Below are 20,777 nucleotides of genomic sequence, written 5' to 3' on the forward strand. Positions count from 1 at the left end.
GACCGATTTGGCTTCCATTCACCGTACTGCCTGTCGTCAAACCCTGTCGCCAATCGGGAACGGATTGCATTGGATCGATCGGGCGTTTCCGCAGGGTCCGGCCCGCTCTGAAACCACTTCCAAGCTCTGTCGTCAAAGGGTCCTTTGGCGACACTATCGGACCAGACTGGGAGGTCGTTCGTAACCCGACCTAGACGGAAGTCGCTGAGCGAACGTGTCTCGCAGCGCACTGGAATTCATCCGGTGGGTCGACCGGATGGCTGGCGGTCCTCGATATCCGCACCCCAGCCGACTTGGTGCTCGACCCGCGACCGCGTGTCATGCCACCGAACCGATGCAACGGAATGTGAGTCAGGACACAGCCGATTGGCCAGCAAACCCGCAGGTCCAGCCATTGTCGTTGTTTTTCGCGCGATTACTACCGGAACCCCGTCGTGCAGAAACAACGCGGTCGCGCCGACGAACGCGTCAGCGAGTGTGTCGGCCGCGGTGAGATCGGCCCGTTGGTGGCGCACGCCATCGGGCAGCGCGAACTCCGTGGCGCCGCGCGACACCGCCACCACCTGCTCACCCGCCGCGGCGAGGGCCTGCACGAGGCCGCGTCCAACATTGCCGGTTGCTCCGGTCACTACAATCACGTTCACTCCTGAGTTAGTTGCCTGACTAACTCAACCGTAACCCAAGAACCAGCTCCTTGTCCATAGTTAGCTGCCCAACTCAGTCGAGCCGGACGCGCTCAGCAGCGAACAACCCCGCTCACGGCAGGTCGAGAACCTCTTGCAGACGAGCCGCGAAAGCGACAGGGTCCTGGGCGAATCCGGTGTGGTCGCCGGGAAACTGCACCGGCTCCACGCCCAGTGCCGAAGCCAGTTCGCGGGAGGTGTGGTCGCAGAACTGGCCGGTCGAGTCGGCGCCGATGCCCACGATCACGCGGGTGGGGATCGCGCGCAGCAGCGGCGGGTCCGGGACCCAGCCGGTGGTGTGGCGCAGTTCGTGGGCGAACCAGAAGCGTTCGCTGGTCACCTGCTGCGGGTCGCGGTCACCGCCGAAGATCTGAGTCAGCATCGGTTCGGGGATGGGAATCGAGGCTTGGGCGAAGAACTTTCGGCAGGCGCCGATCACGTCACCGGTGTCGTAGGTGGCGATGATGTCCTCGGTCAGCGCGCGGTGGGCGTCGGCATCGGGCAGCAGTTCGCGCAGTGGCGGTTCGTGGGCGACCACGGTGGTGACCAGGTCGGGGTGGGTTTGAGCCAGTGCCAACCCGGTGACGGCGCCGCCGCTGGATCCGAACACCACCGCGGGGCCCGTGTCCAGGTGGGTGATGAGCCGGGCGAGGTCGTCCGCGCGGGCGAGCACCGTGGAATCCTGGTTCGGGTCGTTCAGGGGGCTGGCGAAGTGGCCGCGCGGGTCGGTGGTGAGCACGGTGTTGGTGGCGGCGAGTTGTTCGGCGGCCCCGGCGAACGAGGCGGCGCTCATCGGGGCGCCGACCAGCACGAGCAGCGGCCCCGACCCGCGGACCTCGTAGTACAGGCGGGCGTCGGGCACCTCGAGGGTGCCGGTGGTGACGGCGGAACTGGCGGTCATGAGGCCCTCTCTCCCGGATGTCGGCTACAGTTGACGTCCTCCCCAGCCCGAAGACCAGGGTTCCTACCAGCGCCACGACGGACGCTCTCGGCGGGTTCCTGTTTCACAGGGGCTCGCTCTCCGCTATGCGGTGAGACTGACAACCCCTCCGCAAGCGTTTCGACTCTCGGCGCGTCCCGCCGCGAGTATGTTCATGGCCGCGTTGAGATCACGGTCGTGAACCGCACCGCACCCACACTTCCAGATTCGCACATGCAACGGCTTCTTCTCGCCCAATACCCCACAGACCGAACACATTCGGGTCGAGGGGAACCAGCGATCCACCTTGACCACCGTCCGGCCATACCGACTGGCCTTCTCCTCCAACATGCGGGTGAACATGCCCCAACCTGCATCGTGGACCGATTTCGCCAGTCGAGTACGCGCGAGACCCTTCACGCTCAAGCCTTCGACGTAGACCGCTTGGTTTTCGCGGATGATCTGCGTCGAATGCTTATGCGCCCAATCCTTGCGTGTATCAGCTACTCGGGCGTGCGCTCTAGCGACCTTCATTCGGGCCTTCAGTCGATTCTTCGAGCCCTTCTCCTTACGTGACAGCCCCTGCTGCACCTTGCGAAGCTTCCGTTCAGCACGCCGCAGAAACCTTGGGTTCTCGATCGTCTTCCCGCTCGACATCACAGCGAACGTGGTCAACCCCAAGTCAATACCGACCTCGGACTCCACAGGCGGCAACGGTTGATCGTCGACCCGAACCACAAACGACGCGACGTATCTGCCCGCCGCATCCTTGATGATCGACACGCTCGAAGGATCGCACGGCAGTACCCGCGACCAACGAACCGCGAGTTCGCCGATCTTCGGCAACCGCAACTTACCGCCGGTCGTGACCGCGAACCGTGAGTTCTTCGTGAACCGGATCGCCTGCCGATTGTCCTTGCGCGACCGAAATCTCGGTCGGCCAACCCTGGCACCCTTGCGCTTACCCGTGGCCGAGGCAAAGAAGTTGCGGAAGGCCGTATTCAGATCAGCCAGTGCCTGCTGCAACACCACCGACGACACTTCTGACAGCCACACCCGTTCCGGCGTGGCCTTCGATGCCGTGAGTCGCTTGGACAGTTCGCCGTCGCTGATCCGCAGCCCAGCCTCGAACGCATCCTGGCGGAGACGGAGCCCGTCGTTGTACACCACCCGTGCACACCCAAACGCGCGGGCCAACGCTACCTGTTGGCCCGGCGTCGGATAGACGCGAAAGTTGTATCGAAGCTCCACAACCTCACTCTATCAATGGCTTATGACCCAATCGAGCGATATAAGACCAGGCAGACACTGTGTTTTCATGCTCCACGCTCACTTGGTTTTTGTCACCAAATATCGGCATGACGTGTTCGATTCGACCCACCTGGAACGGATGGAGGAGATCATGGGCGCGGTGTGCGCGGACTTCGAATGCGAGCTGGTCGAGTTCAATGGTGGGTCCGATCACGTGCACTTGCTGGTGAACTTCCCGCCCAAGGTCGCGTTATCGCGACTGGTGAACAGCCTCAAAGGGGTGTCGTCGCGACGGATTCGCCAAGACTTCCCTGAACTGGTCGACCACTATTGGCGGGGGCGGCGCTTATGGGCGGGTTCGTACTTCGCCGGTTCGGTTGGCGGTGCTCCGGTTTCGTTGATGCGGCGCGATATCGAGCAGCAGGCACACCTAGGCTAGGGCACTACTGACGGCGACGAAGTTCGTCCGCGCGAGCCCGCAATGTCCCGATGACCAGCTCACTGCCCTCGTGCGCCAGGTCCACCACTTCCCGCGCGCTCTTGCGCCCGGCGTCACCCAGGATGCCCGCCAGCGCGCTGCCTGTCCGCCGCGCCGCGACCGACAGCTCGTTGATCAGTTCCCGACCGGGCTCGTATTTGCCCATCTGCTGAAGCTCCATTCGCGGTACATGCCAGCTCGAATACCTGACACCACTGAGCGTACAGTCGTGCACTGAACCTGTGTCAACCCCCGGCCGCTACGATTTCCTCCATGGCGAGCGACAGCGCGCGGGCGTGGAACGACACCGTGATTCGGTCGGAAGCCGACACCGCAGCGGTGGTGCTGGTGCACGAGGTCTTCGGGCTGACCGACAGCATGGTCGACCTCGCCCAACGCCTGTGCGAGGCAACCGAAGCCACGATTTACGTACCGCACCTGCTGGACACCGATCCGTTCGACCGCGCGGACCAGACCATCGCCTACGAACGGTTCATGACCACACTCGGACCCGCCGCCCTGGCGGCCCGCGTCCTGGACTACACCGCCGCCCGACTCGCGAAGCACTACGACGCCGTGTACTGCGTCGGTGTCAGCGTCGGCGCCACCGCCGCGTGGATTGCGTCGGCGAGCGAACAGTTCGACGCTGTACTCCCGGTCTACGGCTCGCGCATTCGCGACCACCTCGACATCCGCCCGGCGGGCCGCGCGCACCTCGTCTTCGCCGAACACGAGCCCAGCTTCGACGCGCACGAACTCGCGCCGTCACTGGCGGCGATCGATCGGGTCAGCGTCGAGGTCGTGCCGTTCGGGCATGGTTTCTGCAGCGCCGACTCGCCCACCTACGCCGAAGCCGGACTGCGGACAGTTCTGGACGCGGCTCGCACGCTGACCCGTGGAAACGTCGACGCCGCGCGACTTCAGTTGTAGGAGTTGGCAACCCCGTCGAGTAGGTGCTCGAGCGTGTCGTAGGCAGGAACATCGACCACGTCGATCAGGTCCGCGGCCACCGGCACCGAACGCTCGGCGGCTACCGAGGTGAACGCTGCGGTGTCGCCGGTGCGAAAACCGTGTTCGGCGGCCAGGCGACGCAGATCGGCATTGTCGGTGAGCAGCTTGCCGACCCGGTCGCCGGTGTCGGTCAGTGGGACCAGGGTGTGGCTGGACAGGACCGTGGGAGTCGGGTAGGTCAGCACCATGTCCGGTGTGATCCGGCCGTTGCCCGCCGCTTCGACGTACTGGGCTTCGTAGATGCAGACCAGCGGGGTCGGGCCCATGCCGTTGGTGAGGTACTGGTTGAACGGGCCTTCGCTGCTGTTGTCGGTGTAACCCTGAGCCAGGAACAGTTTCGACAGTGTGGGCAGCACGTGCTGTTCGGCGGTGGCGCCGCGCACGATGGTGTGGTCGTTGGCGACGTAGCCCGCGATCGACAGGTACATCGCCGCGGAGTTGGAGCTGCGCGGGTCGGTGGTCGACACGAGGATGTTCTTGGCCACGGGGTAGGTGGTGTTGTCGGGCAGGTCGTCCCACTGCACGCCGGCCGCGGCCAGTTCCAGGTACTTGTCCATGTCGAACGTGGCGACCGGGCCTGGCTCGATCACCCCGGCGGCGGTCAGCAGGTCCGCGATGGGCCGGTAGGTAGCGATCGCAATCGGCGAGGAGAACGGGGTGTACTTGGTGGTGATGTTGCGTTGACGCTGAATACGTTCCGCGGCGGGAACGCTGGACGGGAACGCGAAATCGAACGCACCGAGGTCCACGGTGGTGGCGATCTGCCGCGAACCCGCCGGTTCGACCTGCACGCGAATACCGTTGTCGGCCAACACTTTCACCACACGCTCGTCGGCGAAGAACGACATCTTCTCCGACCCGATCACCCCACGCACCACCGTCACCGGCGCGGCAACCGGAGCAGCCGGCGCGTCGGCGGGCTGCAACGCGACACCGGCGACCACCGCCGCCACCACCGCGACAGCGCCGATCGACAACGGCACCACCGCACGCCTGCTCACCCGCCGCCCGCGCGTATTCGACTCCCCCACAACGCTTTCGGCGACAACCACCGCGGGACGCACCGTGGTGGCGGGCGCGGGAACCCGCACCGTCGGGTCGGGATCGGCCAGTTCCCGGCGCACGATCCGCTCGACCAGAATCGGCACGAACTCCCGAATCGGTTTGCCGGTGAAACGGCCGTGCGCGGCGCCGACCGCGGACTTCACCTGATCCACGGGCACGTCCTCGGACAGATCTTCGACCAAACTCTCGGTCATGCGCCGCATGGCCAGCGTTTCGCGCTGGACGGCATCGGCTGCTACGCCGGGGATTACGCGCGACACCACTGTTCTCCTGGGCTCACCATCGGGTTCGAGGACGCGGCGGCGCCGGTTCCGTGCGCATCGCCGCGGGCCACGCTACCGGCGCCCAGCACAGTTACCCCAGCCGCGACGCGGGGTGCGCGCAGAGTTCAGCGCCGCCTTCACTGCCCGCCATGTCGCGTTGTCCGACAGTTCGCGTAAACCTCCAATGGCGAACTGGCAGTGTGTGATCCGCTACAGCTCGGTCGCGATCCGGCCCGTGGGCACCGGCTCTTCGGTCGCGGCCGACCCGTGCGCCGCCCGCACCGCCGCGCGCCCCAGCCCGCCGGTGAGCAGTTCCATGACACCGATCAGCACCAGCCCCGCACCGGCCATGGTGGCGAGTCCGGTGACCGTCTGGAACGTGACCCCGATGACGATGAGCCCGATCGCGAGGGTGGCCAGCCCGCACAGTTCGTGCATCCACCCGTCGACCACGCTGGTGTCCCACGCAGCCACCAGCGCCTGCACGATCCCGCGGACCGCCCACCCGATGCCGATCCACAGCGCGAGCAGTTCGATATTGCCGCCCCCGAACACCAACGCCGCCAACAGCCCGGTGAGCGCGGCACTGACCAGCACCAACACTCGAAGCAGGAACGCCAACCGCGCCATCAGCGCCAGATACGCCTGCACCGCGGTGCTCAGCACCAACGAGATCCCGAACAGCATGGCCAACGTCGACTCGTTGCGCGACGGCCACAGCAGCAACGCCACCCCCAGGGCGAACGAGCACCCGCCCGCGACCAGCATCGCGGTGCGGACCCGATCCGCACCGGGGTTCATGCCAGCCGCTCCATCAAATACGGTGCGGTCCGGCTGGATTCGTCGGCCGCTACCTGTTCCGGTGTCCCCTGCGCCACGATCTGACCTCCCTGCCCGCCACCACCGGGCCCCATGTCGATCACATGGTCGGCACCCGCGACTACGGTCATGTCGTGTTCGACCACGACCACGCTGGCGCCGCTGTCCACGAGCGAATTCAGTTGTGTCATCAGGATATCGGTATCGGCGGGATGTAGTCCGGTGGTTGGTTCGTCGAGTAGGTAAACCGTGTTGTTGCGTCGTGCTCGCTGCAGTTCGGTGGCCAGCTTCACCCGTTGTGCTTCGCCGCCGGACAGTTCGGTGGCCGGTTGGCCCAGGCGCAGGTAGCCGAGGCCGACGTCGCGCAGGGTCTGCAGGGCGCGCGCGACCACGGGCACGTCGGCGAGGAATTCGGTGGCCTTGTCCACGGTCATGTCCAACACTTCGGCGATGGTGGTGTCGCGGTAGGTGATTTCCAGGGTTTCGGGGTTGTAGCGCGCGCCGTGACACGACGGGCACGGGCTGTAGGTGCTGGGCAGAAACAGCAGTTCCACGGTGATGTACCCCTCGCCCTGGCAGGTGGGGCAGCGTCCTTCGGCGACGTTGAACGAGAACCGGCCCACCCCGTACTCGCGGGCTTTGGCGGCGTCGGTGGCGGCGAACAGTTTGCGCACGGTGTCGAACAGGCCGGTGTAGGTGGCCAGGTTCGAGCGGGGGGTGCGTCCGATGGGTGCCTGGTCGACGTCGACCACGCGCACGATGTTCGGGTCGGCTTCGGCGGCGGTGGACACCGCGTGCAGCAGTGTCGATTTGCCGGATCCGGAGACGCCGGTGATCGCGGTGAACACGCCCAGTGGAATGTCGGCGTCGAGGTCGACCAGGTTGTGGCTGGTCACCCCGCGCAACTCCAGTTCGCCTTTGGGGGTGCGCGCGGCGCGCGGGGGGCGCACGATCTCGTCGAACAGGTAGGGCCTGGTCACCGAATCCGCGACGTCACGCAACCCCTCGACTTCACCGGAATACAGCACCTTGCCGCCGTGCACGCCCGCGCCGGGACCGATGTCGATGAGCCAGTCGGCTTCGCGAACCACGTCCAGATCGTGTTCGACCAGGAACACACTGTTGCCCGAATCTTTCAGTCGGCCCAGCACTTTGGTCAGTGCGGCAGTGTCGGCGGGGTGCAGACCCGCGGACGGTTCGTCGAGGATGTAGACCACACCGAACAGTCCCGACCGCAGCTGTCCGGCCAGCCGTAATCGTTGCAGTTCACCGCCCGACAGGGTCGGGCTCTCACGGTCGACGCTGAGATAGCCCAGCCCGAGTTCGATCAGCACGTCGATGCGCGACGTCAGGTCCTGGGTGAGCACCCCCAACGCTTCGGTGCCGGGGGTGTAGGGCCGCAGCACTTCGACCAGGTCGCTCAGTGGCATTTCGGCCAGTTCGGTGATGTTGTGACCGGCGAAGGTCACCGCGAGCGCTTCGGGTTTGAGGCGGCGTCCGTCGCACAGCGGGCAGACCTCGGTGTGCAGGTATTCCGCGGCGCGGGCCTTGGTGGCCTCGCTCTTGGATTCGGCGTGCGAGCGCAGCAGCAACTGTTTGGCGCCGGTGTAGGTGCCCTGGTAGGTGCGGTGGATGCGGTGCGGTTCGCGGATCGGGTCGACGGTGACCACCGGTTTGTCCTCGGTGAACAGGATCCATTCGCGCGCCGCGGGCGACAGTTCGCGCCACGGGATGTCGATGTCGTAGCCCAGCGCGCCCAGCACGTCGCGCAGGTTCTTGCCCTGCCAGGCGCCCGGCCACGAGGCGATCGCGCCCTCGCGGATGCTCAGCGACGGGTCGGGCACCATCGACGCCTCGGTGGCTTCGTGGACCACGCCCTGGCCGTGGCAGCGCGGGCATGCGCCTTCGACGGTGTTGGGTGAGAACGCGTCGGAATACAGCCGGTTGGTGCCCTCGGGATAGTGGCCGGGGCCTGTTCTGGCCGGACCTTCGGGGTAGTCGCCTTCGCGCGACATGAGCAGCCGCAGCGTGTTCGAAATGGCGGTCACCGTGCCCACGGTCGAGCGCGACGACGGTGACGACCTGCGTTGCGCCAGGGCGACGGTCGGCGGCAATCCGGTCACGGTGTCGACATCGGGCGCTTCCACCTGGTGCAGCAACCGTCGGGCATACGGTGCCACCGACTCCAGATAGCGGCGTTGCGATTCCGCGTACAGCGTGCCGAACGCCAGCGACGACTTGCCCGAACCCGAGACGCCGGTGAAGGCGACCAGGGCGTTTCGGGGCATGTCCGCGTCGACGTCACGCAGATTGTGGACCCGGGCGCCACGCACCCGAACCGAAGAATCGACCTCGTGCGAATCCACAGCTACCTACGTTACCCGCCGACAGTGCCACAACGACATGTATGCGCCCGTTTCAGAAGAACCAGCCCAGCTCCGGTGACCGGTCGGCGGTGAACGCGTAGTCGAACGCGGGCAGCACCGCGGGGTCGTCCACGCGCAGACGGTTGGCGGCGGCGAAGGTGTTCGCGCGCAGGCCACCGAAGTAGATCCCGCCCAGGACGTTGATATCGCAGGCCAGCGCGGGCTCTCGGGTGGTGGGTTCGCAGTCGGCGATGCCGTCGCGGATACGCAGGGCGAACGTGCCGCCCGCGTCGCGGAACGGGTCGTGCACCGCGATGACCGTGTCGAGGTCGGCGCGGTACGTGCGGGCGGTCAGCGCGGCGGGGATGTCCATGATCCGCGCCCACAGGGCGTCACCGCGATTGGTCAGCTGGACCGCGCGCGGGTCGGTGAGCATGTACGGCAGCGGATCGTCTTCGACCATCGGGGCTTCGACGATGTCGACCAGGTCCAGGCCGAGCAGCACCCGCCACAGCGCGGCGTGCGCGTCGGACGTCACGGCCCGGAATTCCCACACCGACGCGACCCCGCGACCGTCCCGCGAGGATCGTCGATACAGCGCGTACCCGTCGGCATGTAGCAGCACGAACAGCGAGGTCGTGCCCTGCCGATGGCGTTCGATATCGGCGAAGAACATGTCCCACTTCGCCTCCGGACGTTCCTGCGCCGCCGGTGTGACCTGCTGCCACCGCTGGTAGATCTCGCGAATGCGCGGCGCGGCATCGGACAGGGTCTCCAACGTGACCCCACCGGGATCCGGTGTGGTGGACCGGAATTCGACCCGCCGAGTATCGATGGACACCGAAGTATCGACCACGGTCACCTCATACCCGAACCGCCCGTAGATCGTGGCCTCACTGGCGGTGAAGATCGTCAACGGCAACCCCTGCGCCTCGGTCCGCTCGTGCTGCGCCCGATACAGCTCCCGCAAAATCCCCCGCCGCCGATGCGTCGGCGCCACCGCCACCCCCGCCACCCCACACGCGCGCACCGCCCGCTCCCCCGGCACGGTCACCGTCATCGTCACATCCACCGTATGCCCCACCACCCGCCCGTCATCCACCGCAACCAACGCGCGCTCCACCGGAAAAACCTTCCCCTGGAATTCCCTCTCATCACCCCCGAACCGAAACCCGAACCCGGCCTCTTTCAACTCCGTGATCGCCGCCGAATCCCCTGCGGTAGCCGACCGAACGGAAAAACTCTTCGCCGATGCCATCCCCGTACCTTCCCACGCCACCCCGCCCCCGCACACCTGCTTTTCGATCACATCCAGGTGCGCGGGGGCGAGCTGTTCGGCTACATCGCTTGGGCGAACACGAAGCCGTAGTCCGATCGGTTCTCCTCGCGAGCCATCATGCGGCCGTTCACATAGATCGCGGTGTAGACGTAACTGGCGTCGTCGTGCGAGATCGCCGACCACACGAACGATTCCTCGGTCATCATCACGTCGACGTTGCTGCACCACACGTCGCCGGTCTGGTCCGCCAGAGTGGCGATCTGCTCGCGTTTGCCGAGCGCGTCGTAGTAGACGATGTCGTTGTTGTCCTGGGTGTTCGAGCAGAACACATAGCGGACATTGCCCCACTGGGGTACTTCGACGGCCTGCGCGGTGCCGGCTCCCGCGACCACGGCTGCGGCGAGTGCGCCCGCGACGCCCCACGTGGCCAGTACCCGCTGCGACATCGGTGTCATAGGAAAATTCCCTTCGATCATGACATCTCGACGGAAGGATCCCCGCCGGGAGTCGTTCGCGTGGCCGTGCCAGCGAACCGCACAGTAAATCACGTTGTGATGCACTGCGCACACCGAGGGTGCATACCAATTACGTTGTTACGCTGCGTAATTCATGTGTTCCGTGCATCAGCCTTTCGCGGTCATGGCACGCAGGTCGGGCAAGGTGCCGATGCGCTGGGTGGTGGGGCGGCCGGGTGCGGGGGTTTGGGGAGAACCGGTGGTGCGCAGCAGGGTTCGGATCTGGTCGGGGGTGGCGCGGTGGGTGGTGCGCATGCCCTGGTAGGCGGCGATGGCGCCCACGACGATCGGGGAGGCGCTGGAGGTGCCGCTGAATTGGTCGGTGTACCAGAGGTCTTCGTCGGGGCCGCCCTGCAGGTCGCCGTAGCCGGTGGTGGTGACTTCGCGGCCCCAGCCTTGCGCGTCCAGGCGGGTGCCGTGGTTGGAGAAGTCCAGGCGGGAGCGGGCGGGGCCGTGGTCGCGGCCGTGCAGGCCGGGAGGTGGGGCGCCCGCGCCGACCACGATGGCGCCGGAGTCGACCGTGCGGAACGGGTTGCGCCAGGTGGCGGGGAAGTCGGCGGGGCGGGTGTTGTAGAGAGGGTCGTCGAGGTTTTCGGCGCCGTTGCCCGCGGCTTCCACGACGATGATGCCGCGGCTGACGGCGTAGCGGATGGCGGCGAAGTCGTCGGGCCACCATTCCACGGCGATGTAGCCGCGTTGGTCGGGGGTGCCCTGGTAGTTCAATCGTGGTCCGGGACGGTGCAATTCGATCAGCACGATGTCGCCGGGGTTCAGGGCGTCCGCGGCGGAGCGGATCGCCGCGGCCGAGCCGATGCCGAAGACCGAGATGGCGCGGATGTGGGCTTCGGGTGCGATGCCGGTGATGCCGAAGGGGTTCAGGTCGCCGCTGATCTCCCCCGCGACGGCGGTGCCGTGGTTGCGCCAGCCCACGTCGTCGGACGCGGTGCCGCCGATCATGCCGCCCTGGTTGTGTCGCAGGTCCTCATGGGTGAACCGCCACGCGCCTTCCACGTCGATCACCCGCACGCCGGTACCCAGCCCGCCGGGTCGGCCGTGCGCCCACACCGCGTCGATGCCGGTCGGGGCCGCGTCCAGGTAGGCCTGTCGGACTCGGTAGTCGGGAGTCACCGAGGGGGCTTGTGCGGCAACAGTATTCACCGCCATCGGTGCCAACGGCGGTTCGGCGGCGGGCTTCACATAGGCGGCGGCGACGGTGTCGTCCTCGCGTAGCCGATGCGCGAGTTCGCCCAGGTCGCCCAGTTCGCCGCGCACGGAGTAGTAGCTGAGATATTCGCCGGCGACAGGTGCCTGCGAGGTGTCGGCCAGTCGAGCCGCGAGCCGGTTGTCCGGACCGAAAATCGGCACCAGATGTGCTGACGCAGGCAACATTTCGTCGACATGCCCACGCACAGAACGGTTCTCCCGCAACGCGATCGGCGTGATCTCAGGTCCCGTCGGCACCGTGACAACGACGAGTTCGCCCGGCGGGGTCGCGGGCGCGGGCACCTGTGATCGCGGCTGCCTGCTGGATCGAGTGGAGGCCATGACTATCAGTCAACCGTGCCGCGGATCAGCCCGCCACCGTTCTGCCACACCAGCATTGACGACACGCCGTCACCACAGCGCGGCGACAACCCCCACCCCCGCGATCGCCGCGACATACACCAGCACCAACCGCGTGTCGCGCAACCAGCACCGACTGCGCCGCAACCCCGCACGCCACGCCCGCCAATATCCCACGAACGCCAGCGCGCCGAACCCGACCACCGCCCACGGCCCGATCAACCACGTCAGCAACGCGACAGTGGCCACCACACACAACGTCAACGGGTCATGCGGTTGCTGTCCGCGCACCGCTTCCTCGTAGTAGACCCCGCCCTGACTCACCGCACCTCCACAGGCAACAACGCCCGCCCCGACGGCGCCGCCGCGGACAACCGTTGCGCGGACAACGCCGGCCACGCCTGCACCGCGCAGAACGGCGCGCACTGATCGGCGTCGGCGCGGGTGCCCACGTGCACGCAACACTGGGTGAGCCGTTCCTCGATCATGGTCGACATGTCCATGAACGGTTTCACCGTCACCCGCACGACCCGTTCGCCCAACAGTGTCCGCAACCGTTTACGCCGTCCCGGCAGCGCCGAGGACGCCAACGTCAACAGGGTCGACATCCCCACATCGCAGTTCTCGCAAATGTTCTGCCACACCTTCCCGATCTCCGGGTGCGACAGCGACGACTGCTCCGACAGCAACCCCAGCAGCGATTCCCGCACCGCCAACCGCAGTTCGGCCGGCAGCGACGAGTCCGCGATCCGGTTCGACACCAGGCCCAGTTGTTGCTTCAACCTGTCGTGGCCGATCAGCGAGACCAGCGACCGCCAGTCCCCCGCATCATCACGCAGCAGGTAGCCCACCGAGCAGCAGTGCGGGTGCGAGCACGGCAGGGCGGTCAGGTCACGCCAGGTCACCAGGCCGTCGGTTTGCGGGCCGAGTCTGCGCAGCACGCCGGTGTGGGTGAGCCGGTTCATCGGGTCGATGACTCCCGAACGGCCGGAACCGAATTGCGGTTGGATCGACACACCGCCCACAAACGGTGTGTCCGTGGCGGTGCGCAGTACGGCACCGATCTCGTCGTCGTTCACGCCCAGCGCCACCGTCATCACCAAGGTGGTGAAGATGGCGTTCGAGGAAAGTCTGTGCAGTGCTTGTTGTTTGCGCACCCGTAGGTCGCCGCCACGGTGATGTCGGGAGGCCTGCGCGGTCTCCCCGTCATACTGCAGATACACCTCGACCCGGTCGCGGTGTTCACGCAACAGCGCCACCAGGTCGTCATCGATGGCGATGCGTAAGCCGTTGGTGTTGAGCAGGATTCGGGTGATGGGTCGCGCGGTCAGTTCCGCGAGCAGCCGCGCCAACTGCGGATGCAGGGTCGGTTCGCCACCGCTGAGCATCAGCACGTCCAGGCGCCCGTTCTCGCGGGCCAGTCGCTGATCGACGTTGGCGAGCACGTCGTCCACCGACACCACACCCCGCAGCTCGGGCGAGGAATCGGCGAAACAGGTGGGGCAGCGCAGGTTACAGCTGTCGATGATGTCTTCGAGGAGGATGCAGGTGTGCTGGGTCTGCATCTCGGGCAGTCCACGCAGGTAGGCCGAGGGCACCGGATCGAAATTGCCCGCGACGTCGGGGAGGTGGGCTTTGGTGGGCGCGGTCCATTCCTCGAGGTAGGCCAGAATTTCGGGGTCCTCGTCGTAGAGGGTGCGGATCATGCCGTGCTGCGCGCAGCCTCTTTCGAGGAACACCTTCCCGTCACGTTCGGCCAACCATCCCGACAGCCGCGCGACTTCGGGCAGTGGGGTGTCGGGGTGTTCGTCGTGGCAGCGCGGGCAGAACGCGGTGACATAGCGCAGGATCCGGTCGCCCCGCAGCGGCATTCCGCTCATAACCCGATCCCTATCCCGAGGACGCCCGTGTACAGCTCCGGGTTGAGGGCGGTGCACAACCCTGCGGTGAACACGGTGACCAGTGACCAGCCGATCATCAATCCCAGCCCGAACCCTTTGGGCGCCGCCTTCTTCCGCCGGATCAACAACCAGCCACCGATGAACGCTGACGCCGCGCTGGCCACCGCCATGAGCCCGAACAGCACCTTGCTCACGGTGTTGTCGTTGATAGAACTGGCCACCATGAGCACGAAGAATCCCGCTATCGCGTTGACCACGATGAACGCCATCGCGCCTGCCAACGCCATCGCCGCGACCTGACCACCCTGCCCCGGCGGCTTGCCGCCCTGATGCGGAGGCGGTGGTGGCATGTTCGGAGGTGGTCCGGGAGGAAAATTCATGCCACGACCTTCCGTCGAAGTACCTCATCGTAATTCCCGCGCCGATAACCGACAGTCCACCGCACCGCGACCAACACCAACCCCGGCAGCAGAAACCATTGCGGCCGAGTCAGATCCAGCCACACCGTGTCGTTGGCCCGAGCGAATTCCACCAGGAACCGGAATATCGCATACGCCCCGACATACAGCGTGAACAGCTCCCCCGGTGCGCTGATCCGATCCCGCAACCACCACAGCGCACCGAAAGCGGCCAGCTGAAACACTATTTCGTAGACGAAACTCGGGTGCATCGCCACACCGGCCACACACCCGGCACACTGCGGCACCGTCGCGGGCGCGTGAATCCCCCACGGCAGGTCCGTCGGCCGCCCCGGCGCCTCGGTGAGCAAGCACCCGATGCGCCCTACCGCCATCCCCAACGCCACCGCGGGCGCGAAAAGATCACCGGTGCGTTCCCGATACCCGATGATCTTCTTCGCGATCAACACACCCGCATACGCCCCGAGCAGCCCGCCCAGCACACTGCGCGCCCCGAACATCCAACTCTCGTACGGATCCAACGTTTCGACCAGGCTGGTCAACCGCATCCCGATCGCCCCGCCGACCAACGCCCCGGTGACCGCGACCAGGGACTCTTCCCGCAGCGCGTCGCGTCGCCGGCATTCGCCGAAGAACACCACCGCGGCCACGGTCACGCCGAGCGCGACGAAGAACCCGTGCGTCGGGATTCCCCACATCAGCTGCGGCACCATAGCGAAAGACTAACGGGCCGCGGTTCGGGTACTACCCTGTTCGTCGGTGAACCACAGTGCGACACTGAATGTTCCATTTAGAATGGTGCACAGTGAGTTTCTCGATCACCCAGGTGCCGATCCTCGGGTACCAGCGTAAACAGTGTGACCGTTCCACCAGCTCGGGAATTCCATCGGATACGCAAGTCCAACAGGGGGTCCATCATGTCTACAGCTGTCGATTTCGCGGCGCGGCTCATCGATCCGCGCGCGATCGCCGCGGCCGGTCATTCGGCGGTGCTGGCCTACATCTCACCCAGCAGGCCCGGCGCGAACTTCGGTGCCAAGCCGATCACCGCCGACTACGCTCGCGCGCTGACCGCCGCGGGCCTGGACATCGTGTCCATCTGGCAGTACGGCAAACCCGGCGACCCGACCCCGTCGGACTGGACCACCGGTTTCGACGGCGGCCGCCGGATGGCCGAGCAGGCCTTGGCCACGCATCTCGCCGTGGGCGCACCGCGGCACGCGCCGATCTTCTTCGCGGTCGACGAGGACATCACCCTGTCGCAGTGGAACGGCGCGGCCGTGGAGTTCTTCCGCGGCGTGAACTCGGTACTGGGCAGGGAATGGACCGGGATCTACGGGCATGCCCGAGTGTGTGCGTGGGCGATCGAAGACGGGGTGATCGGCGCGCGTGGGGATTTCAGTTGGGCGTGGCAGACGCGGGCGTGGTCGGGCACCGAGCGAGAACCGCGCGCGGTGCTGTACCAGCGGGTGATCGACACCCCGAGTAATCCCGGTCCGTTGATCGACGGCACCCGGGTGGACGTCAACGACATCCTCGCCGCCGATTTCGGGCAGTGGGCCCTGGACCGCCCGGTGACCGTGGCCCCGCAGTTCACCGAAATCGACCGCTTCGGACCCTCGCATTCCCCCCGCGACGGCGCCAGGGTCACCAACTTCCTGCTGCACACCCAGGAAGGCAACGGCACCGCCGAATCCCTTGCCGCGTATCTGAACAACCCGGCCAACGGGGTGTCCTATCACTACACGCTGCGTGACGCGGTGGTCGTGCGGGTGGTGCCCGAGGAGCTGGCGGCGTGGTCGGTGCTGTCGGCGAATCCGTTCACGGTGAATCTGTGTTTCGCGGGTAGTCGGGTCGCGTGGTCGCGGCAGCAGTGGCTGGCCATCGACGGTGATCTGCGGATCGCGGCGTATATCGCGGTGCGCAGCGCGCAGCGGCACGGGCATTCGACCCGGGTGATCGCCCCGGATTACCACGTCGCCGACGGGATTTCCGATCACCAGTATGTGACTCGGGCGTTGGGGATCGGTTCGCATACCGATGTGGGCCCGAACTTTCCGTGGGATGTGTTCGCCGCGCACGTCGCGTCCTTCGCCGGTGGTGGCGGTGGTGTGCAGACCGCGATCGATGTGCGGGCGGCGGCATCGACGTGGTTGGGTGCGCGGCGCACCGACGGCGAGCTCGCCACTCCGGACGGGGTGGGCCGCTTTGCCGAATTCGAGAACGGTTATGTGTATTGGCATCCGACCACCGACGCTCACGCGATCCCGACCGCGGTGATGTCCAAATATGCCGAGTTGGGCTGGGAGACAGGCCCTTTGGGTTACCCCGTCGCCGAACATGCGGCATTGCCCGACCCGCGAGGCGCTGGTCCCGGTCTGGCCCAGGCCTTCCAGGGCGGCACCGTGTATCGGCGCGCGAACCAACCCGCGTACTGGGTGCACGGCGCGATCGGTGACCGGTGGGCGGCAGCGGGGCACGAGAACGGCGAGCTCGGCTGGCCCACCTCCGACGAAACCACCCACGACGACGGGGTCTACCAGGCGTTCGAGTTCGGCCGGATCTACTGGGTGCCCGAACAGATCGTGGCGCTGCGCAATTCCGGTGAACCCGACACTCCGTTGGCTAGGCCCGCGTGAGCGGTCAGGCCAGCAGGAGTGCGAGCGTGGTGGCGGCGGCGCCCAGTACCAGCGCCGCGACCACCAGGATCGCGATCAACCGGATCCGCGACGACGGGCCGGTGTAGGTGTCGGTCTCGTCGGCATTGAGCATGTCGTCGATGTCGATGGCGGCGAACTCACGCGTGGATTCGAGAGGGCCGGGCTGCTCGGTCATGTGCGTACGGTAGTCCAGGCCGTCGCTTCCCGCCCCCTCAACCCCGCTCATGTCTGCGACACCGGGGTGCGCGCGACGGCGAGAAGCTCGTCCAGTTGCGCTTCGGCCCGTTCGGCACGGGCCAGAGTCTGCTGGCGGGCGTCGTCGAGCGCGGCCCACCGTTCCGCGGCTTCAGCACGAACCTGTTCGAGCGCGGCCGCTGCTTCGTCCCGACGCAACTGCGTTTCGGCAGTAGTGGTTCGGCGCAGTTCCGCTAGTTCAGCGCGGGTGCGGTCGAGTTCGCCACGCACGGTGTCGAGTTCGGTGCGCGCCCGCCGCCATTCCTCGCGCGCTTCGGCCGCAGCCTCGACACGTTCGGCGGTGGCCTGTTCGGCACGTTCGGTCGCACGATCGGCATCGGCGGCCCGCTGAACCGCTAAGTCACGTTCGGCATTGGCGGCGGCGATCCGCGCTTCGGCCTCTCGCCGCTGATGCGCGACCTCCGCGTCCGCCCGCTGCTGCGCGCGAGCAACAGCGTCGTCGGCTTCCTGTTTCGCCTTCTCTGTCTCATCGGCGGCCCGCCGCTGCGCCGCCCGCACCAGTTCCTCGGCCTCGCTGCGCGCCGCGAACACATCCTCGGCGGCCTGCCGGGTGAGCCCATCCACCGAGGCCACCACCTCATCCCGGGCCGCGAGTGCCTCCTCCACCGCCTTCTCGGCCTTCTCCGCGGCAGCCACCGCCTCCTCCGCCACCGATTCCGCCAGCGCCCGAGCCTGTTCGGTCTCCCGCCGCGACTGCTCCGCCGCCACCGCAGCCATCTCCGCCTCGGCAATCCGCCGAGCAGCATCCGCCTGCACAGCCTGGACCTGCGCCTCAGCCACTGATGGATCCCCGATCGTCTGCAACTCAGCCACGGCCGCGGTCAACGTAGTCCCCAACTGCTCAGCCAACCCCCGAAACTGTCCGAGCAACTCATCGGCCCGCAACCGAGCCACGGTCACCGGCCCCTGAGTCGTCACAGTGACAGCAGCCGCCGCACTCTCGGACTCCTGTTGTTCCCGTTGCCTTTCCCGCCAAGCCCGCCACCGAGTGTGGTCCGGGTGATCACAGTATTCCGACGGCCGCCCCGGCCCACCCCCACGAGTAATAGGACGGGCACACCCTGGGTAGTTGCATACACTCGACACCGCTGAATCGTAGCGTTGGTTTCGTCATTCGGTTACGTATCAGACGAAACGAAACCCGTGTCGCCCCTTGAAGAGTCAAATCTCTAGCCCACCATCCTGACCCCCGATAAGTGAACATTATCGGCGGTCAGGATCTCAGCCCGTCCCGAATGACCTTGATATATTTACGTTTACGTTTGGTCGCACCCAACGCAACGTTACCGCTACGGAACCACTCGAAAACTGTGCTCGCCTTTGTCGACTCGGTAAGGGCACATCGCTGTCGCCGACATCGTGTCGGTCGCGGAACTCGACTATCGGGGCAGCGATCATGGAGTGCGCCCGAACGTGGTGCGCGAATCCGGTTCAGTGACAGGAGAACACCGTGTCTGAGTACGACGTACGCATGATCATCTTGTCGACCGACGACCTGGACGAGTCGATCGAGTTCTACAGCGAGACCCTCGGAATGCCGCTGAAGTTCCGCGACGGCGCGCACTTCGCCGCTCTCGACGGCGGCCCGGTCACCCTCGCGCTGGCCACCGCGGTGGACCATCCGGTGCCCGGCCAGATCGTCGTCGGCATCAAAACCGCGGATGTCGACGCCGCCGCGAAGGCTGTCGAGTCCGGCGGCGGCGCCATTATCAGGGGCCCCTACGACGACGCGCACGAGCGCCGGGCCGTGGTCTACGACAACAAAGGCAACGCGCTGGTGTTCTACAGCCCGCTGCCCCGGTGAGGGACTGCCCCCCATGTGCCACTACTGCGGGTGCCGCGATATTCCGTTGATCAAGGAGTTCATCGCCGAGCACGAGTCGATCGTCAACCTCGCCGGCGATATCCGGCGCGCACTCGAGCGTGGCGAGATCGCTGGTGCGCAACGCGACCTGCTGCGACTGCGGCAGGAACTGCGCGAGCACTGGGCAGGCGAGGAGCAAGGGCTGTTCACCGTCATGCGAGCGGAGCCGGAGTGCACCGACTATGTCGACGCCTTGGAGCTCGAGCATCGGGAGATGGCCGCGATAGTGGCCGAGGCGGACCTGAACACTGCGGTAGGCCAGGAACTGGTACTGGCCTCCCTGGCTGCGCTGCGGCCGCATATCGAAAAGGAAGAAGACGGGCTGTTCCCCATGTCGCTGACCGCCCTGTCCGGTGATCAGTGGGACGTCGCGATCAACGCATGGGAACTCGTCCACCGACGCCCGATGCCGGACTGAACCTTCGTTGCAGTTCTTCTAGGACCTCGACCGACTCGCACCCCGACGAAGGTGTAACTACGGGTCCGAATCTGCGGCGGTATGCGGTGGGGGTCAACCCGATTCGGCGTCGCATGCATGCTCGGAGGTTGGAGGGCGTTCCCAGTCCGCTGGCGCGAGCGACGCGGTCGAGGTTCTGCTCGCCGCGCTCCAACAGCCGACATGCCAGCGCCACGCGTTCGGTGGTGAGCCATGCCAGTGGAGTAGTTCCCAGCTCGGCCTGAAAACGACGGTGCAGCGTGGCGGTGCTGACCGCCGCGCGGGCTGCGAGGTCGGCCACGGTCAGCGGCTGGTCCACATGTGCCTGCGCCCACGCGAGTACAGGTGCCAGCGAAGCGTCGGCGACATCGGCGATGGGGCGTTCGACGAATTGGCGTTGCCCACCGTCGCGGTGCGCGGCGAAAACCAGGCGGCGGCTGACCGTGTTAGCGGTCTCGGCGCCGTGATCACTGCGGATGAGGTGCAAGCCGAGATCCAGCGCGGCGGCGCTGCCCGCGGCGGTCAGCACATCACCGTCGTCGACGTAGAGCACGTCGGGCTCCAACAGCACCTTCGGGTAGCGGGCGGCGAATCGTTCGGCCCACTGCCAATGGGTGGTGGCTCGCCGCCCGTCGAGCACCCCGGCCGCGGCCAGGGTGAATGCTCCGGTGCAGAAGCTCACCAACCGCGCTCCGTGCCGCGCGGCCTGCTGAATGGCAAGCACCACGGCCGGCGAGCAGCCCGCTTCCGGATCGGGGCGGTTGGGCACGATCACGGTGTCGGCCGTGGCTACCGCGTCGAGCGTGGCCACCTCGCCCAGTGTGAACATCCCGCCGTGCATCCGCGCCGCGCCGCCTTCGGCGCACAGTGTGAACTCGTACCACGGCCTGCCCAGCTCGGGGCGGCGCAGTCCGAACAACTCGGTCGCGATGCCCAGCTCGAACGGGTTGGAGCCCTCGTCGACGATCACCACCACTCGATGCGAGGATCCACGCGACATGGGCAATTAATAGCACTTCCCCGGCCGCGG

At 66.5% G+C, this 20,777-nt stretch carries 22 protein-coding genes and 1 pseudogene; 6 read left to right on the forward strand and 17 right to left on the reverse strand.

Going from position 1 to position 20,777, the window contains the following annotated elements:
* Positions 1-236: 236 nt before the first annotated feature.
* From ACFWU5_RS07720 to ACFWU5_RS07730, 3 genes are all read right to left on the reverse strand, one after another.
* On the reverse strand, positions 237-644 hold the full coding sequence (locus ACFWU5_RS07720; RefSeq protein WP_379266499.1) for an SDR family oxidoreductase: 408 nt from the start codon (positions 642-644) through the stop codon (positions 237-239).
* A 112-nt stretch (positions 645-756) separates the two neighbouring features.
* Complete coding sequence (locus ACFWU5_RS07725; RefSeq protein ID WP_379266500.1) at positions 757-1,584, reverse strand: alpha/beta fold hydrolase; 828 nt, start codon at positions 1,582-1,584, stop codon at positions 757-759.
* A 123-nt stretch (positions 1,585-1,707) separates the two neighbouring features.
* Positions 1,708-2,853, reverse strand: coding sequence for an RNA-guided endonuclease InsQ/TnpB family protein (locus ACFWU5_RS07730; RefSeq protein ID WP_379241972.1), 1,146 nt, complete (start codon positions 2,851-2,853; stop codon positions 1,708-1,710).
* A 22-nt stretch (positions 2,854-2,875) separates the two neighbouring features.
* Between ACFWU5_RS07730 and tnpA the strand changes: the two genes are divergently transcribed.
* On the forward strand, positions 2,876-3,292 hold the full coding sequence (tnpA, locus tag ACFWU5_RS07735; protein ID WP_379241971.1) for an IS200/IS605 family transposase: 417 nt from the start codon (positions 2,876-2,878) through the stop codon (positions 3,290-3,292).
* A 4-nt stretch (positions 3,293-3,296) separates the two neighbouring features.
* On the opposite strand, the gene ACFWU5_RS07740 is transcribed toward tnpA, so the two are convergent.
* A complete protein-coding gene (locus tag ACFWU5_RS07740; RefSeq protein WP_379241970.1) occupies positions 3,297-3,497 on the reverse strand; it encodes a hypothetical protein in 201 nt (66 codons plus the stop codon).
* Between the two features lie 107 nt (positions 3,498-3,604).
* On the opposite strand from ACFWU5_RS07740, the gene ACFWU5_RS07745 reads away from it, so the two are divergent.
* A complete protein-coding gene (locus tag ACFWU5_RS07745; protein WP_379266501.1) occupies positions 3,605-4,261 on the forward strand; it encodes a dienelactone hydrolase family protein in 657 nt (218 codons plus the stop codon).
* Here ACFWU5_RS07745 and ACFWU5_RS07750 read toward each other — a convergent pair.
* The 10 genes from ACFWU5_RS07750 to ACFWU5_RS07795 form a co-directional block, all read right to left on the reverse strand.
* A complete protein-coding gene (locus ACFWU5_RS07750) occupies positions 4,252-5,667 on the reverse strand; it encodes a three-helix bundle dimerization domain-containing protein (protein ID WP_379266502.1) in 1,416 nt (471 codons plus the stop codon). The genes ACFWU5_RS07745 and ACFWU5_RS07750 overlap by 10 nt on opposite strands.
* 213 nt (positions 5,668-5,880) lie before the next feature.
* Positions 5,881-6,471 carry a DUF308 domain-containing protein gene (locus ACFWU5_RS07755; RefSeq protein ID WP_379266503.1) on the reverse strand — a complete coding sequence of 197 codons (591 nt, stop codon included), beginning with the start codon at positions 6,469-6,471 and terminating at the stop codon, positions 5,881-5,883.
* Entirely contained in the window at positions 6,468-8,777 is a 2,310-nt protein-coding gene (locus ACFWU5_RS07760; RefSeq protein WP_379266539.1) for an ATP-binding cassette domain-containing protein, read from the reverse strand. Before ACFWU5_RS07760 ends, ACFWU5_RS07755 begins: the two co-directional genes overlap by 4 nt.
* A gap of 130 nt (positions 8,778-8,907) precedes the next feature.
* On the reverse strand, positions 8,908-10,113 hold the full coding sequence (locus tag ACFWU5_RS07765) for a GNAT family N-acetyltransferase (protein ID WP_379266504.1): 1,206 nt from the start codon (positions 10,111-10,113) through the stop codon (positions 8,908-8,910).
* An 80-nt stretch (positions 10,114-10,193) separates the two neighbouring features.
* Positions 10,194-10,580 carry a hypothetical protein gene (locus tag ACFWU5_RS07770; protein ID WP_379266505.1) on the reverse strand — a complete coding sequence of 129 codons (387 nt, stop codon included), beginning with the start codon at positions 10,578-10,580 and terminating at the stop codon, positions 10,194-10,196.
* A 177-nt stretch (positions 10,581-10,757) separates the two neighbouring features.
* Positions 10,758-12,194: a S8 family serine peptidase gene (locus tag ACFWU5_RS07775; protein ID WP_379266506.1), complete on the reverse strand. Its 1,437-nt coding sequence runs from the start codon at positions 12,192-12,194 to the stop codon at positions 10,758-10,760.
* A 69-nt stretch (positions 12,195-12,263) separates the two neighbouring features.
* The gene (locus ACFWU5_RS07780; protein ID WP_379241964.1) at positions 12,264-12,536 is read right to left on the reverse strand and encodes a hypothetical protein; all 273 of its coding nucleotides are present in this window, start codon (positions 12,534-12,536) and stop codon (positions 12,264-12,266) included.
* Complete coding sequence (locus ACFWU5_RS07785) at positions 12,533-14,083, reverse strand: radical SAM protein (protein ID WP_379266540.1); 1,551 nt, start codon at positions 14,081-14,083, stop codon at positions 12,533-12,535. The genes ACFWU5_RS07780 and ACFWU5_RS07785 overlap by 4 nt, the downstream gene beginning before the upstream one ends.
* 5 nt (positions 14,084-14,088) lie before the next feature.
* Positions 14,089-14,463 (reverse strand): hypothetical protein, encoded by a 375-nt coding sequence (locus ACFWU5_RS07790; protein ID WP_379266507.1) that lies wholly within the window; start codon positions 14,461-14,463, stop codon positions 14,089-14,091.
* A gap of 26 nt (positions 14,464-14,489) precedes the next feature.
* Complete coding sequence (locus ACFWU5_RS07795) at positions 14,490-15,245, reverse strand: prolipoprotein diacylglyceryl transferase (protein ID WP_379266508.1); 756 nt, start codon at positions 15,243-15,245, stop codon at positions 14,490-14,492.
* Positions 15,246-15,449: 204 nt separating this feature from the next.
* Here ACFWU5_RS07795 and ACFWU5_RS07800 point away from each other — a divergent pair.
* Both ACFWU5_RS07800 and ACFWU5_RS07805 read left to right on the forward strand, forming a co-directional pair.
* Positions 15,450-16,103: pseudogene (locus tag ACFWU5_RS07800) on the forward strand (DUF1906 domain-containing protein); the annotation flags it as partial.
* A gap of 9 nt (positions 16,104-16,112) precedes the next feature.
* Positions 16,113-17,171, forward strand: a complete 1,059-nt coding sequence (locus ACFWU5_RS07805) for an N-acetylmuramoyl-L-alanine amidase (protein ID WP_379266541.1) — start codon at positions 16,113-16,115, stop codon at positions 17,169-17,171.
* 4 nt (positions 17,172-17,175) lie between these two features.
* Here the strand turns inward: ACFWU5_RS07805 and ACFWU5_RS07810 are convergent, their stop codons facing one another.
* Both ACFWU5_RS07810 and ACFWU5_RS07815 read right to left on the reverse strand, forming a co-directional pair.
* The gene (locus ACFWU5_RS07810; protein ID WP_379266509.1) at positions 17,176-17,367 is read right to left on the reverse strand and encodes a hypothetical protein; all 192 of its coding nucleotides are present in this window, start codon (positions 17,365-17,367) and stop codon (positions 17,176-17,178) included.
* A gap of 47 nt (positions 17,368-17,414) precedes the next feature.
* Positions 17,415-18,365, reverse strand: coding sequence for a hypothetical protein (locus ACFWU5_RS07815; RefSeq protein ID WP_379266510.1), 951 nt, complete (start codon positions 18,363-18,365; stop codon positions 17,415-17,417).
* Positions 18,366-18,918: 553 nt separating this feature from the next.
* On the opposite strand from ACFWU5_RS07815, the gene ACFWU5_RS07820 reads away from it, so the two are divergent.
* Both ACFWU5_RS07820 and ACFWU5_RS07825 read left to right on the forward strand, forming a co-directional pair.
* On the forward strand, positions 18,919-19,251 hold the full coding sequence (locus ACFWU5_RS07820; RefSeq protein ID WP_379241991.1) for a VOC family protein: 333 nt from the start codon (positions 18,919-18,921) through the stop codon (positions 19,249-19,251).
* Positions 19,252-19,264: 13 nt separating this feature from the next.
* Positions 19,265-19,729: a hemerythrin domain-containing protein gene (locus ACFWU5_RS07825; RefSeq protein ID WP_379266511.1), complete on the forward strand. Its 465-nt coding sequence runs from the start codon at positions 19,265-19,267 to the stop codon at positions 19,727-19,729.
* On the opposite strand, the gene ACFWU5_RS07830 is transcribed toward ACFWU5_RS07825, so the two are convergent.
* Positions 19,686-20,747, reverse strand: coding sequence for a GlxA family transcriptional regulator (locus ACFWU5_RS07830; RefSeq protein WP_379266512.1), 1,062 nt, complete (start codon positions 20,745-20,747; stop codon positions 19,686-19,688). The two genes, ACFWU5_RS07825 and ACFWU5_RS07830, sit on opposite strands and share 44 nt — an antisense overlap.
* Positions 20,748-20,777: the final 30 nt, after the last annotated feature.

Origin of the sequence: Nocardia sp. NPDC058640, from assembly GCF_042716995.1 — a bacterium.
Taxonomy (GTDB): domain Bacteria; phylum Actinomycetota; class Actinomycetes; order Mycobacteriales; family Mycobacteriaceae; genus Nocardia.

What these genes read in the sequence shown, in the direction of transcription:
- ACFWU5_RS07810 (WP_379266509.1), bottom strand. Translation starts at nt 17,367, where the DNA reads ATGACCGAGCAGCCCGGCCCTCTCGAATCCACGCGTGAGTTCGCCGCC.
- ACFWU5_RS07820 (WP_379241991.1), top strand. Translation starts at nt 18,919, where the DNA reads ATGATCATCTTGTCGACCGACGACCTGGACGAGTCGATCGAGTTCTAC.
- tnpA (WP_379241971.1), top strand. Translation starts at nt 2,876, where the DNA reads ATGACCCAATCGAGCGATATAAGACCAGGCAGACACTGTGTTTTCATG.
- ACFWU5_RS07775 (WP_379266506.1), bottom strand. Translation starts at nt 12,194, where the DNA reads ATGGCCTCCACTCGATCCAGCAGGCAGCCGCGATCACAGGTGCCCGCG.
- ACFWU5_RS07770 (WP_379266505.1), bottom strand. Translation starts at nt 10,580, where the DNA reads ATGTCGCAGCGGGTACTGGCCACGTGGGGCGTCGCGGGCGCACTCGCC.
- ACFWU5_RS07830 (WP_379266512.1), bottom strand. Translation starts at nt 20,747, where the DNA reads ATGTCGCGTGGATCCTCGCATCGAGTGGTGGTGATCGTCGACGAGGGC.
- ACFWU5_RS07755 (WP_379266503.1), bottom strand. Translation starts at nt 6,471, where the DNA reads ATGAACCCCGGTGCGGATCGGGTCCGCACCGCGATGCTGGTCGCGGGC.
- ACFWU5_RS07765 (WP_379266504.1), bottom strand. Translation starts at nt 10,113, where the DNA reads ATGGCATCGGCGAAGAGTTTTTCCGTTCGGTCGGCTACCGCAGGGGAT.
- ACFWU5_RS07825 (WP_379266511.1), top strand. Translation starts at nt 19,265, where the DNA reads ATGTGCCACTACTGCGGGTGCCGCGATATTCCGTTGATCAAGGAGTTC.
- ACFWU5_RS07790 (WP_379266507.1), bottom strand. Translation starts at nt 14,463, where the DNA reads ATGCCACCACCGCCTCCGCATCAGGGCGGCAAGCCGCCGGGGCAGGGT.
- ACFWU5_RS07785 (WP_379266540.1), bottom strand. Translation starts at nt 14,083, where the DNA reads ATGCCGCTGCGGGGCGACCGGATCCTGCGCTATGTCACCGCGTTCTGC.
- ACFWU5_RS07795 (WP_379266508.1), bottom strand. Translation starts at nt 15,245, where the DNA reads ATGGTGCCGCAGCTGATGTGGGGAATCCCGACGCACGGGTTCTTCGTC.
- ACFWU5_RS07725 (WP_379266500.1), bottom strand. Translation starts at nt 1,584, where the DNA reads ATGACCGCCAGTTCCGCCGTCACCACCGGCACCCTCGAGGTGCCCGAC.
- ACFWU5_RS07760 (WP_379266539.1), bottom strand. Translation starts at nt 8,777, where the DNA reads ATGCCCCGAAACGCCCTGGTCGCCTTCACCGGCGTCTCGGGTTCGGGC.
- ACFWU5_RS07745 (WP_379266501.1), top strand. Translation starts at nt 3,605, where the DNA reads ATGGCGAGCGACAGCGCGCGGGCGTGGAACGACACCGTGATTCGGTCG.
- ACFWU5_RS07740 (WP_379241970.1), bottom strand. Translation starts at nt 3,497, where the DNA reads ATGGGCAAATACGAGCCCGGTCGGGAACTGATCAACGAGCTGTCGGTC.